The 13252-nt window shown below is 36.7% G+C and carries 13 protein-coding genes; 1 reads left to right on the forward strand and 12 read right to left on the reverse strand.

The features are described from left to right. Positions 1-297: 297 nt before the first annotated feature. Complete coding sequence (locus tag AC3WOM_RS00425) at positions 298-540, reverse strand: IDEAL domain-containing protein (protein ID WP_427538685.1); 243 nt, start codon at positions 538-540, stop codon at positions 298-300. Positions 541-767: 227 nt separating this feature from the next. On the opposite strand from AC3WOM_RS00425, the gene AC3WOM_RS00430 reads away from it, so the two are divergent. After that, positions 768-1277, forward strand: a complete 510-nt coding sequence (locus AC3WOM_RS00430; RefSeq protein WP_427538688.1) for a competence protein ComK — start codon at positions 768-770, stop codon at positions 1275-1277. 63 nt (positions 1278-1340) lie between these two features. On the opposite strand, the gene prfB is transcribed toward AC3WOM_RS00430, so the two are convergent. The 11 genes from prfB to AC3WOM_RS00485 all read right to left on the reverse strand — a co-directional run bounded on the left by prfB (position 1341) and on the right by AC3WOM_RS00485 (position 13251). Beyond that, positions 1341-2445 (reverse strand): peptide chain release factor 2 gene (gene prfB, locus AC3WOM_RS00435; RefSeq protein ID WP_427538691.1). Its coding sequence is split into 2 segments (ribosomal slippage): positions 1341-2369 and positions 2371-2445, totalling 1104 coding nucleotides; the frame shifts between segments, so codons are not numbered across the junction. A gap of 147 nt (positions 2446-2592) precedes the next feature. After that, positions 2593-3141, reverse strand: a complete 549-nt coding sequence (locus tag AC3WOM_RS00440) for a competence protein ComK (protein WP_427538694.1) — start codon at positions 3139-3141, stop codon at positions 2593-2595. Between the two features lie 463 nt (positions 3142-3604). Continuing rightward, entirely contained in the window at positions 3605-6115 is a 2511-nt protein-coding gene (gene secA, locus AC3WOM_RS00445) for a preprotein translocase subunit SecA (protein WP_492444246.1), read from the reverse strand. A gap of 150 nt (positions 6116-6265) precedes the next feature. After that, a complete protein-coding gene (hpf, locus tag AC3WOM_RS00450; RefSeq protein WP_054770145.1) occupies positions 6266-6817 on the reverse strand; it encodes a ribosome hibernation-promoting factor, HPF/YfiA family in 552 nt (183 codons plus the stop codon). An 89-nt stretch (positions 6818-6906) separates the two neighbouring features. Continuing rightward, entirely contained in the window at positions 6907-7287 is a 381-nt protein-coding gene (locus AC3WOM_RS00455) for a PilZ domain-containing protein (RefSeq protein ID WP_427538701.1), read from the reverse strand. Between the two features lie 213 nt (positions 7288-7500). After that, complete coding sequence (fliS, locus tag AC3WOM_RS00460) at positions 7501-7911, reverse strand: flagellar export chaperone FliS (RefSeq protein ID WP_492444249.1); 411 nt, start codon at positions 7909-7911, stop codon at positions 7501-7503. 76 nt (positions 7912-7987) lie between these two features. After that, positions 7988-8347, reverse strand: coding sequence for a flagellar protein FliT (fliT, locus tag AC3WOM_RS00465; protein WP_492444250.1), 360 nt, complete (start codon positions 8345-8347; stop codon positions 7988-7990). A gap of 19 nt (positions 8348-8366) precedes the next feature. After that, on the reverse strand, positions 8367-10721 hold the full coding sequence (gene fliD / locus AC3WOM_RS00470; protein WP_492444253.1) for a flagellar filament capping protein FliD: 2355 nt from the start codon (positions 10719-10721) through the stop codon (positions 8367-8369). 22 nt (positions 10722-10743) lie between these two features. Then, positions 10744-11130, reverse strand: coding sequence for a flagellar protein FlaG (locus AC3WOM_RS00475; protein ID WP_492444256.1), 387 nt, complete (start codon positions 11128-11130; stop codon positions 10744-10746). A gap of 169 nt (positions 11131-11299) precedes the next feature. After that, positions 11300-12442, reverse strand: a complete 1143-nt coding sequence (gene pseC / locus AC3WOM_RS00480) for a UDP-4-amino-4,6-dideoxy-N-acetyl-beta-L-altrosamine transaminase (RefSeq protein ID WP_492444258.1) — start codon at positions 12440-12442, stop codon at positions 11300-11302. A 2-nt stretch (positions 12443-12444) separates the two neighbouring features. After that, positions 12445-13251: a formyltransferase family protein gene (locus tag AC3WOM_RS00485; RefSeq protein WP_492444259.1), complete on the reverse strand. Its 807-nt coding sequence runs from the start codon at positions 13249-13251 to the stop codon at positions 12445-12447. Position 13252: the final 1 nt, after the last annotated feature.

Consider the following 13252-nt stretch of genomic DNA (forward strand, 5'->3'; position numbering starts at 1 on the left):
CAGCTGAACGGATTCCTTTTAATGCCTAGTTTTTCTTAAATATTGAGCAGAGAACATGTTTCTTAGTGGTTCCTCCCCGTTGTTGAGTAGTATTTACGCTTTTGAGCAACTCTTCTCACTCTACTCTTTTTGAGTGACTCCCATCAATTAAGGAGATTCCACTCTTATTGAGCGATTCCCGTCACTAATCGATCAAATCCCCCCCTTTTTCCGAGCAACTTTACCAGTTAATTCTTTTACTAATTTGTACACAAAAAAATCCCGCCCTCCAATTTTCGGGAGAGCGGGCTCGTCATATTATTCACTTGCTGCTTGGCGTAATACTGTTAGTTCATGTGCGTATAGATGAAATGCCTTTTCATCTTTTTCATCGAGTGCTCTATCTACCAGAACCATGAGCTGCTCTTCACGATGCATACGCTGGATTTGATTTAAAAATAAATCTAAATAAATCTCGTTCAATAATTTCTCTGCCTCATCAACTTTCTTTGACTGACCAACGGCTTTTAGAAAATCTGTATACGAATAATATTTATCCAACGATCTCACCTCGATCCTTTTCTAAATTATATGAAAATTGAAATTAAAAAGCAATGCTTAAGAACTGAAAATAACTTGGATTAGCCACTAATCTCTGTTCATTTAAAGTAAACTCTCTACACGTTTTCTTCATTTATCAATAGGTTTCACGATTAATCTATATTGTCAATAATTTATTTTATCCTCTACACTACAGCTATCAATAGAAAAAAGGAGGAACTCCATTTATGCAAACAAACTATGTCAATGGATATTTAATGTCTTTCAACACCTATTTACTTGAACCTGTCCAACATGGGTCAAAAATCTTCACACGGGTTATTGACAAACATAATGAGCTAATCGTTACTCGTAAACCTATGCACGTACTACGAAAAACTTGTATCTCACTTGGAACAACCTATGAAGCTGCGAAATATTCCGCTAAACGCTTTTTTGGCAATCAGCATAAACTACCAATCGTAGTAGCTTTTGATTATGGTTTCCCATGTATCTTTTTACCAACTTATTCTCCGAACTCCATTCATAATATTTGGATTGGACTTCACGCCATTTCGAATATTATACCGAGTAAATTAGGCTGTATTATCACGCTAAAAAACGATAAGCAAATAGAATTACCTATTCAATATGCATCTATCAGTAAACAATTTGTCAATGCATCAATGCTCTATAAGTATTACATGAATGAACGAAAGAGCATTAGTCATGATGCCCCCTATCATCCACCTTTCTAAAAAAGGTGAATAAAAAAATTCCCTTCAGGTGCACAAAGTTTCTGTGCCCTTGAAGGGATCTTATTAGCCAATTTTTGAACGTAAGTATGCATTAATGAATGGATCTAAATCGCCATCCATCACTGCTCCTACATTACCTGTTTCTTCATTTGTACGATGATCCTTCACCATTGAATATGGATGGAATACATATGAGCGAATTTGTGAGCCCCAGCCGATTTCTTTCTGCTCACCACGAATTTCATTTAACTGTGACTGTTGTTTATCCAGCTCTAATTGATATAATTTACCTTTCAACATTGTCATCGCTTTTTCACGGTTTTTAATTTGTGAGCGTTCAGCCTGACATTGTACAATGGTACCGGTCGGGATGTGAGTAATGCGGACAGCTGAGTCTGTTGTATTAATATGCTGACCACCTGCACCTGTTGCACGATACGTATCAATCTTTAAATCCTCTGTACGAATATCAATTTCGATATTGTCATCGAATTCAGGCATGACATCGCAAGATACAAAAGATGTATGGCGACGACCTGAAGAATCAAATGGAGAGATACGCACTAGACGATGAACTCCTTTTTCAGCCTGTAAATATCCGTAAGCATTGTGACCTTTAATGGACAATGTTACTGATTTAATGCCTGCCTCATCACCTGGTAAATAATCCACTGTTTCAACTTTAAAACCACGTTTTTCTGCCCAGCGTGTATACATACGAAGAAGCATAGATCCCCAGTCTTGAGACTCTGTACCACCTGCTCCTGGATGAAGCTCCAAAATTGCATTATTTTGGTCATATGGGCCACTTAATAACAGTTGTAGCTCAAAATCACTTATTTTTTGCTGAAATTCTACTAGTTCTTTCCCTAGTTCCTCTTGCAATTCTTCGTCCGGCTCTTCACGTAAAAGCTCTAGTGTCATATCTAAATTCTCATGCGTTTCTATTAAATCTTTATATTCATTGACAATTGCTTTTAGGCCATTTCCTTCATTAATGACAACTTGCGCAGCTTGTTGGTCATCCCAGAAGCCTGGCTCTAGCATCATTTCATCTAATTCCTGAATACGCGCCTCTTTATTTTCTAAGTCAAAGAGACCCCCTGAAATCCGCCAGTTTTTTGGCTGAAGTGTCTAATGCATTACGTACATCTGCTAATTCAATCATTGTTAAATCCTCCGGACATAATTAATGAGGCTATCCTTGAAAAATGTATTTAGAAATACCAATAGCTTTAGCCCCGTATTTTATTATTATAACGTTTTTACGTCAGAAAACATACTTTTTTAAAATATCAGCATGATGCCTAACAGTTTATTCAAATTGAACTTCATTCTCATACAAGGTATTGAATGTTGGCATACGTTGAAAGACTTTTACTCGATCATATTGAACATGTAGGTGCTTAGTACGATTCTCCAGTTTATATTTTAATAAAAAGGCTCTTTGAATTCGATATTCAAATACATTCACACTAATATCTACATCGAATTCATTACCATCCATAAAAAATACTTTTGTGTTCTTTTTATCTATAGCTTGATAATCCTCTATATGATGTACAGCAAACCACATACATTCTGGTCGTCGATATGATCTACTTGGAAACCAAACATTATTACTTTGCTCATGAACAATTATAGGATTCTTATTGAGCTTGCCAAGTATCATTTTGGAGCCATCAAAAGCTCCCCTTAAACTAGAGCCAAAATAACGTAAATTAAAGTCCATCAATTTTGTTGGCGGTAATTTCGATATAAATTGATTATCCCTTTCTATTACACGTGTACACAAGTTTCCAAAGGCATCATACACAGGCATATACAGCATCGTTTCACTTCTCATAATGTTCTCTTTATGCATCGATATTCCCCCTTATGAAATTTATGTTTATATTCAGCAGTAAAAGGGAATATACTAAATATATATTGGTATACCCCAATGTATATCCTCGAGACGGTCCCCCAGACTGTTTACTCGAGGATTTTTTTATCCACACATACACCACCCCCTTTTCTTCAAAGAAAGCTTGTTCAAACTAATCAATGACGAGGGAATAAGTTTCCTCTGTTAATATTCCTGCTAGCACTTAAAACATCTATTTTATTATCCAAACAGTTACTTTTACTTATAAAATATAGAATTAGGAGATAAAAAGTATTTTTTTGTTGAACTAAATCCCTATTGATTTACAGCTATTGTATACTCATATATTTCAATTGTCTATAAATTCTGACTTTTTTCTACTTATTTTCCTTCATTAGCTATTTTTAAATATAGAAAAAGATCATTTTAACACGAGGCTAAAATGATCTTTTTTCAGTTATTATTGAGCTGCACCATGGCAGTTTTTAAATTTCTTACCACTTCCGCATGGACATAAATCATTACGTCCAATATTTTCAGCCTTACGCACCGGTTGCTTTTTAGAAGCAGAACCGCCATCCTCTTTCGGATTAACAGCTTGACCTTTGGCAACTTCTTCACGCTCTAAATTATTGTGGATTTCTGCCTTCATCGCATATTTTGCTACATCTTCTCGGATCGAAGCAACCATATCCTCAAACATAGCAAAGCCTTCTTGTTGATACTCACGAAGGGGGTCGTTTTGACCATATGCGCGAAGATGAATACCTTGGCGCAGCTGATCCATTGCATCAATATGATCAATCCACTTTGTATCAATTGAACGTAATAAAATAACTTTTTCAAATTCACGCATTCGCTCTGGTGTAAGATTTGTCTCTTTTTCATCATAACGCACATGTACTGCATCTGAAATCATCTGATTAATATCCTCTGCAGCTTTACCTTGAAAATCTTCCACCTTAAGCCCGCCTTCATCAAGCAGGTTCGCAGCAACAAAATCTTCAATAGCTTTTAAATTCCAATCTTTTTGCTCGCCTTGCGTAAACATGCCCACCACATTGTCAATTGTCTCTTGAATCATAGACTCAACAAGCACACGCATATTTTCTGTTTCGAGTACATCATAACGCTCTTTATAAATAATCTCACGCTGTTGGCGTAATACATCATCATATTGTAATAAACGTTTACGTGCATCAAAGTTATTGCCTTCTACACGTTTTTGAGCTGATTCGACCGCTTTCGACACAACCTTGGATTGCAACGGCTGTGAATCATCCATACCAAGTCGCATCATCATGGATTTCATATTATCAGAGCCGAAACGACGCATCAGTTCATCTTCTAGTGACAGATAAAATTGTGTAACCCCTGGATTCCCTTGACGCCCAGAACGACCACGTAGCTGATTATCAATACGACGAGATTCATGACGCTCTGTACCTATAACGGCTAAACCACCAAGCTCCATTACGCCTTCCCCTGGTTTAATATCCGTACCACGACCAGCCATATTCGTTGCGATTGTCACCGCACCCTTAGTACCAGCATTCGCAATAATTTCTGCTTCACGTTCATGGTTTTTCGCATTCAAGACATTATGAGGAATTTTATGTTTATCTAATAAATTTGAAATAATTTCAGATGTTTCAATCGCAACTGTACCAACTAGAACAGGTTGTCCAGCTCTATGACGCTCTGCAATATCTGCAGCTACCGCTTTATATTTCCCTTCCATTGAAGCAAAAATTAAGTCTGGACGGTCATCACGAGCAATTGGCTTATTCGTAGGAATAGCTATAACACTCATATTGTAAATATTACGGAATTCCTCTTCCTCTGTTTTCGCTGTACCAGTCATCCCAGCAAGCTTTTGGTACATACGGAAGTAGTTTTGGAAGGTGATTGTCGCCATTGTCATTGACTCATTTTGAATTTCTACGCCTTCTTTGGCCTCAATGGCTTGGTGTAGTCCATCTGAATAGCGACGACCTTTCATTAAACGACCTGTAAAGCCATCAACAATGATAATTTCGCCTTCCTGTACAACATAGTCCACATCATTATGCATACTTACATGTGCCTTTAACGATTGATTAATAGCATGGTTTAAGCGAACATGTGTTAAATCAAATAAATTGTCAACACCAAATGCTTTCTCTGCTTTTTCTACACCAGCATCTGTTAACGTAACGCCTTTTGTCGATTCCTCATATGTGTAATCTGTTTCCGAATTTAACATACGAACAAACGCATTAGACTGTTTATAAAGCTGTGCTGATTTCCCAGCCTGACCCGAAATAATCAATGGTGTACGCGCCTCATCGATTAAAATCGAGTCTACCTCATCGATAACTGCATAATGAAGCGGACGCTGTACACGTTCCTCTTTATAAAGCACCATATTATCACGTAAATAGTCAAAGCCCAGCTCATTGTTCGTACTATACGTAATATCCGCTTCATAGGCCGCACGTTTCTCTTCTTTTGATAGGCTGTTTAAGTTTAAACCAACCGTTAAGCCTAAGAAGTTATAAAGCTCTCCCATTTCTGCAGCATCACGACTTGCTAAATATTCATTGACTGTGACAACATGTACACCTTTACCGGTAAGGGCATTCAAATAAACAGCCATTGTAGCCGTTAATGTTTTCCCCTCACCTGTTTTCATTTCCCCAATATTCCCTTCATCGAGCGCAGAAGCACCCATAATTTGAACGCGGAATGGATACATCTCTAATACACGCTTCGACGCTTCGCGACAAACGGCAAAAGCTTCCGCTCGAATCGAATCTAAATTCTCTCCGTCGGCAAAGCGTTTTTTAAATTCTTCTGTTTTTGCTTGTAATTGATCATCTGAAAGCTGCTCCATTTGAGAAGCAAAGCTCTCTACCTGGTCAGCGATTTTTTCTAATTTTTTTAACTCACGTTTATTAAAATCAAATAATTTATTTAATAGGTTTGCCATGAATTTTTTCACTTCCTATATAGTCTCAAATTTCATTTTACCATTGCGTAACAGTTTCATGCAAACAGTCTCCCTAGTCAGTAAGGCTGTTATTGGAATTATAGACTAAAAAAAGCTCCCGCTATAGCGAGAGCCTCTATGCCTGTGAAGTTAAGTTGTTTCGATTAAGCCGTATTTACCATCCTTGCGTTTATAGACAATATTCGTACCATTGGATTCAGCATCTGTAAAGACATAGAAATCATGACCTAGCATATTCATTTGTAGTACAGCTTCTTCTTGATCCATTGGTTTTAAATCAAATTGCTTTGTACGAACAATTGAGTATTCTTCTTCCTCTGGTACTGCATCTACAGTTGCTTGTGAAGTAGCAAAATAAAGGCCTGCACCCTCGCGCTCACGGAATTTACGGTTTACCTTTGTTTTATGCTTACGAATCTGACGCTCTAATTTATCAACGATTAAATCAACCGCAGCATACATATCATTATGACGCTCTTCTGCACGAAGAGTTAAATTTTTCATTGGAATAGTAACTTCCACTTTAGTCTGTTTGTCATTATAAACCTTTAAATTTACGTTAGCGTTGGCGTTAACATCTTCGTTAAAATAACGTTCAACTTTGTCGATTTTGTTCTCTACATACTCTCGAATAGCTGGAGTTACCTCAATATTTTCACCACGAATGTTAAAGTTTAACATGTAAACTCCTCCTTTATAACTGCTATACTATCTAATTCTACACAAGTGTGTGGAATTCCTCTAAATTAATTCTTTTTTTCACAAAAAATTTACGAATTATTTTTAATTTTTGCCTCAGCCGCTTCTTTTTTTCGACGCAATTTTAATTCTTCGACAATCAAATCCTCAACTGCCCCTTGATTATTGAAAAACACACCATATTGCTTGCCGTTTCCAAAAGGACGACTCCAAATGATTTCTCCATAAGCCCGTACCTCTCTTGTGTCAAGCACAAAACGGAGATCCAATGGAGGAGGATTGACGCCCAAATCCACCTCAGTAAACATTTTTAAACCACGCGGGCTAATATCAAGCAACTCTGCCATGGCTGTTTGCTCTTGATTGACCCTGCCATCCTCATATATAGCAAAAGTCATTGTAATCGGTTCTTCGAATTTAAAGCGAAAACCTTCTTGACGCTTAAATATCATATTCCCACCCCAATATTATTCAAAACATATATTTAGCTTGATTATGACACGATGCATGTTTTACATCTAGAGGGAATAAGTAACATATTTTACCGCTTTAAGCCCTAATTTATGACTATTGAAACAGTTTTCCCTAGAAGTGCATGAAACCTTCGTGTCCTGTCTTCTCACAAAGAAAAGAGACCATCATCATACGATGGCCTCTAAATTTGTCTAAATTTGTCCGCTGTTTCCCTGACCAAATTGCTGCTGTCGATTAATGCGGATAACTTCCTTCCACGTATCACGGAATTCCGTCACTAAACCCTCAACCTCTTCAATAATCGCCACATCGTTTTGAATGTTTGCTTCGACTAAGCGATGATTCATATACTCGTAAAGAGGGAGCATTTGCTTTGAAATGTCAATGTCCATATTTAATGTAGACATCAGCTCCGCAATAATTGCCTGCGATCTTTGAAGATTATTATTTTTTTCTTGAATATTCTTTTCTTGAATCGCAAGCTTAGCCTTACCTAAAAACTTCAAGCATCCATTATAAAGCATTAACGTCAGCTCACCAGGGGAAGCAGTGGTCACACTATTTTGTTTGTATGCATTTTGCGCTGTTAAATTTGCTGCCAATAAAGGACAACTCCTTTTAAAGGTTACTTAATTACTAGTTTAAACCATTTTCCGAAGAAAAGCTAATAGGTAAATGTTAATTCTTTTTGTCATAATACATCCCATCCATCACACGAACACTCGAATATGGATTGAAGTATTGCTGTTCACTTTTTTTCGTTTTCTGTAGGTTTGCCATATCTTGTTTTACAGCGTCCATCACAGCAGCCAAACGCTCTTTAATCCCATTATCTAATTCAAGCAATGTCCGATGAACGCGATTTTGTTCATCAAAATTAAAGCCTTCCTGAATTAAATCTTGAATAATCGTGCCACGTTTGTCCAATAGGCTGTTAATTGCCTCAATGTATTCGTCTCGCTCTTCACCTTTTGGAATGTCACCTAAATGCTTAAATAAATTTGCTGATACTTGCAAAAGTTGGTCTGTTTGTTGCATAAAATTCTCCTACTCTAGTCTATTGTGGCATAAACATACTAGATTGTTGATTTGCTCTATTAATTGCTTGCTCCATGGCTGTAAATTGTCTCCAATAGCGTGTCTCGATATCTTTTAATTTTGCTTGCAACTTCGTGATTTGATTGTCCGTGTCAACAATGTTTTTACCAATATTATATGATTGCTCTGTTGAGCCTTCTCTTCCTGCTTTTTTTTCAATACTCTTAGTCAGATTTAAAATTTCATCACGTAAACGTTTGGTAATCCCACGCGAATCCTCCGTTACATTACGCTTTTTATCTGCATCATAGGTCGTGGAAACTGTTCCAGTTTTTGTGAATATTTCAACAACTTGTTGTGGGTCCTTCTCTAAAGCTTTGTCTAATTTATCGTCATCAATAACAAGCTTGCCGCCTTCTGATAATTTATTTGATGTAGTAATCCCAATTTCCGCTAATGCATCCATTGTTTTATCACCAAGACCATTTACTGGACTCATAAATTGTGTACGCATTTTGGATAATCCTTCTCGAATAAGTGAATCACTGCGTAAAAGCCCACTTTTTGACTTTTCATCCCAGAGCTTCTGCTCATTTTCTGACATATCTTCACGTTGCTCTTTTGTCAGTGGTGGGAAGTCTCTGTATTTTTTCTCTTTCAATAAACCATTTAATGTATCGAGCATCTCATTATAGCTTGTGACAAATTCTTTAATGCGATCTTTAATAGCACTTGTATCAGCAGTTGAATTTAAGCTTACAGCAGCTACGGATGACGATGTGTCTACTGGTGTATTCGCAACAGCATCCTCCGCATTTTTAAAAGATTTTTCTGCTTCAGCTAACCGTTTTTCACCAGCAACTACAGCATTCTTAGCAGTTGTAAGTGCAGTTTGATTATCTTGGTTTTGTTTGTCAATGGTATAAAATGATTGGAATTTCTCTAGGTTTCCTTCATCAGCCAAATCAGCTAATTTACCTAAATCAACTCGATCTAAACCACCAAATTTCTTTCTAATATCTTCAGTTGTACCCACAAATGCTGCATCAATCTCTGCACTATCTTTACCCTTGATAGAAGCTAAAAAATTAATATCATCTGTGGATAATTCAGATAAAAACTTTTTATCAAGTGATTTATAGACATTTTCAAAGTCAACTTGTTTTGCTCTTTCTAGTAACGCTTCTCCATCTGAACTGTTTAATGCTTCTAAATCCTTGCCTGATAAGGATAATAGTTTCGCTCTTTGATCTTCTGATAGACTGTTTGTATCATTACCAATAATTGCTTTTACATTTGCTTCACTTGAGAAATCTGTTATACCTAAGCCTCTAAGTGCTTGTAAATCAGTATCATCTAAACGTGCCACCTTCCCTACATTTGATAACCCATCAAATTTCGCTCGTTGATCTGGAGTCGTCAATCCATTAGTACCAAAAAGATTTTTATGGGCAACCTTGTAAGTACTATTATAGTAATCATTAAATGTTAATGAAGCAGTATCTCTAACATCCTTTAATCCACCTGTTCCATTCAAGGCCGTATTTGCATTATTTTTTTCTGCATCCGCTACTGTTAAACGTTCTCGTGCACCTGAATAAGCGTTAAACGTTTCTTTTAATGTAATTTCATAACCAGATATAGTTACTTTATTAGATGAACGTTCCATAGAAATACCATTCACTTGTAAAATAGCATTCTTTCCATCTCTTTTAGTAACCTCTGCATCATTCGCAAAGCCTAGAGCATCAAAAACGCCCTTGCCATTTCCAAAAACGATTTCGCCTGTTCCACTTTTTACACTACCTGTATTGTTGGCAGTTAAAGAAAGTTTCCCACTTTCAAACAAAGCTGTCACGCCTGCTTTACTTTCATTAATTTTTTTTACTAAATCATTCACCGTATCATTATTTGGATCAAAGCTAATCGTTGTAGGTTTTGCTGCTAAATCCCCATTTTTATCTATAGAACTTAAATCTAAGGATGTACCTGTGATACCCAGTTCGGATAATTTTGTATTACCAGTATATGCTGTTTGCTTCCCTATTAACTGAGTTGCAGTAGCTAACTGTGTGACACTTTCAATATTTAGAGAGCCAGTGGCACTATTAGTTGCGTTCACAGATACCAGCTTCTCATTTGAAGAAGTAGCTGTTTTTTTCATCATTTGACTTTGTAAAAATGTATTTTTGTATAAAAAATCATCTAGTTTTTTTAATGTTGTGTTAACATTACGAAACGCATCACGCTGCCATTCTAATGTTTGCTTTTTTTGAAAAGCTTTATTTAAAGGCATTCTCTCAGCCTTCATCAGCTTCTCAACAATACCATCAATGTCCATTCCTGAGACTAATCCACCCATTCTTGAAACCATCTTTAAATCCTCCTAATTATGTTTATATTTTTTCGTCTACAATCATTCCCACCATTTTTTGCATTTCATAGAATGCATCCAATAATCTTTTTGGTGGAATTTCCTTAACAACCTCATCTGTATCACGATTGACTATTGTGACATAATAGCGTTCTAATCCTTCATGATACATAAACTTCGAAGAGCTGTGATTTATTTCTAAAAATTCATTTACAACATCAACAGCCTTTTGTAGTTTCTCCTTTGTAACTTCTTGCTCTTCTCCAGCAGTAGTAGCTTTTTCCACTACCGGTTGAGAGTTCGTTATTGCTGAAACATTAGGCGTCATATTTTCCTGCACATTCATTGCTTTCGTATTTGTTGGTGCAGTAATCGTTTCCATTGTCTGCCCCTGCGATGCAATACGCATGTAACTCAACCCCCTAAACTTTTCATTTGCTTAACATTATTATCGGAAGCATTTTCTATAGTTTCACGTTTTTTGGTAAACAAATAGAATTGTTCCATTACATGTCGGTACAAAAAACACCTCGAACTCTAACTAAATATGTTTGAGTTCGAGGTAGCTAATGAAATTATTAGTAAAATTGATTTAGTAATTCCTTAATATTTGACACAATAATGGATAAATTTTCTGTTGTCATACTAGGGTGAATGGGTAGTGTTAAAGCCCTTTCATACCAATTTTCTGCATTTGGACATAATCCACGCTCATATCCTAGCTGTTGATAATACGGATGCCAATAAACCGGAATATAATGTACATGTACTCCTATATTTAAGGATCTCATTTGTTCAAAAATTTGCTTACGAGAAGCCCTTTCTAGCTGAATCATATACAAATGCCACCCTGAATTTGTTTCTTCTAGCTGTTTCGGAACGATAACTCCTTCAATGTCCTGAAATTCATCTGTATAAAATGCTGCAATTTCACGACGCTGCTGAATAAATGAATCGATTTTTGTCATTTGAGATAAGCCAAGTGCTGCTTGTAGATCTGTCATTCGATAATTATAGCCAAGGTCTGTCATTTCATAATACCAACCACCTTGTTCAACTGAGTACTCAGTTTGCTCGATGCCATGGCTGCGGAATAATTGCAATTTTCGATAATATTCCTCATTATTCGTTACGATGATCCCACCCTCAGCTGTGGTAATCGGTTTGACTGGATGAAAGCTGAACATAGTCATATCTGCTTGAGTACCAACTTTATCTCCCTTATATTCAGCTCCAAGTGAATGAGCACTATCTTCAATTACCACTAAGTTATGTTCAGATGCAATCTCCATAATAGTTTCCATATCTGCAGGTTGACCTGTAAAGTCAACTGGAATAATGGCCTTTGTGTTTGATGTTATCTTTCGTCTGACCTCAGAAGGATCAATATTATAAGTATTTGCATCAATATCAGCAAAAACAACAGTACCTCCCATATAACGTACACAATTAGCACTAGCTGCAAATGTAATAGGCGAAGTAATAACTTCATCACCCTCACCTATTCCAGCTGCATAACAAGCTGCATGAAGGGCTGCAGTCCCATTGCAAAAAGCAACTGCATATTGAGCACCAACATAATCTGCAATCGCCTGCTCAAACTCTTTTATTTTAGGTCCTTGTGTTAGGAAGGGTGAACGTAATGTTTCTATGACAATTTGAATATCCTTTTCATCAATAGATTGGTGACCATAGGAAAGAAATTCAGGCAGCTTTTTCATATCTATTCCTCTTTTCTTAAAGCAGAAATTATTGGTGGGTCCATTTTTGGTAATTTGCCATCTAAAAATTGATCAACAATATCATTGTTATACATACCATAAACAAAACGTAAATGCTGTGGTAGCCAATCTGTTCCGACCCACAGCTTACCATTTCCTTTTTGTGGAATATAATTAATTTTTACTAAAGGAGTATTCTGAATAATTTGCACTAAATCCTCTGTTACTTGCATGACAGCCTTACATGCTACATCATGAAGCCCATCACCATAATCCAATTGTGGAACAGACTGATGTACAATTTCCCCTGCATCTAAACGAGATGTGAGGCGATGTACTGTCATTCCCGCCCAATTAGGACGCAGCATGACAAACGGCCAAAATAGGGTTGTATTTCCCTTATACCAAGGAGATAGTCCACCGTGAATATTCCAAGAATGGGCTGGCATTACGTCTAATAACTCCTTACTTAACATATGTACACCATAGCTAATTGCTAAATCAAATGTTTGCTCACATACCCATTCAATCGTTTCAGTACTGTTCAAAGTAGTATGCGATACTTGTAATGTTGGTATCTCTGCCTTTACTTCCTCATTCCCAACAAAATGTCTTCTTTCAGCTTCATCGCGATCTACAAAATGGCGTATAAAATTATTACGGTCAATGTCTTCAAGATAGCCTGGTGGCTGAGGCATAAATTCTTCACGAACCTCCTTGACATGCGCTACTACTATACCGAGTTTAGCCAATTGATTGACGACATATAAATGTCTTGGATGTGAACCTGTTAACAATAATACTTTCATT

It is taken from the genome of Lysinibacillus sp. FW301-JW8 (assembly GCF_058788755.1).

Excerpts from the sequence above, each read along its gene's own strand:
- AC3WOM_RS00475 (WP_492444256.1), bottom strand. The coding sequence starts at position 11,130 with ATGCGTATTGCATCGCAGGGGCAGACAATGGAAACGATTACTGCACCA.
- AC3WOM_RS00440 (WP_427538694.1), bottom strand. The coding sequence starts at position 3,141 with ATGCATAAAGAGAACATTATGAGAAGTGAAACGATGCTGTATATGCCT.
- fliD (WP_492444253.1), bottom strand. The coding sequence starts at position 10,721 with ATGGTTTCAAGAATGGGTGGATTAGTCTCAGGAATGGACATTGATGGT.
- AC3WOM_RS00430 (WP_427538688.1), top strand. The coding sequence starts at position 768 with ATGCAAACAAACTATGTCAATGGATATTTAATGTCTTTCAACACCTAT.
- secA (WP_492444246.1), bottom strand. The coding sequence starts at position 6,115 with ATGGCAAACCTATTAAATAAATTATTTGATTTTAATAAACGTGAGTTA.
- AC3WOM_RS00455 (WP_427538701.1), bottom strand. The coding sequence starts at position 7,287 with ATGATATTTAAGCGTCAAGAAGGTTTTCGCTTTAAATTCGAAGAACCG.
- fliT (WP_492444250.1), bottom strand. The coding sequence starts at position 8,347 with ATGCAACAAACAGACCAACTTTTGCAAGTATCAGCAAATTTATTTAAG.
- hpf (WP_054770145.1), bottom strand. The coding sequence starts at position 6,817 with ATGTTAAACTTTAACATTCGTGGTGAAAATATTGAGGTAACTCCAGCT.
- AC3WOM_RS00485 (WP_492444259.1), bottom strand. The coding sequence starts at position 13,251 with ATGAAAGTATTATTGTTAACAGGTTCACATCCAAGACATTTATATGTC.
- pseC (WP_492444258.1), bottom strand. The coding sequence starts at position 12,442 with ATGAAAAAGCTGCCTGAATTTCTTTCCTATGGTCACCAATCTATTGAT.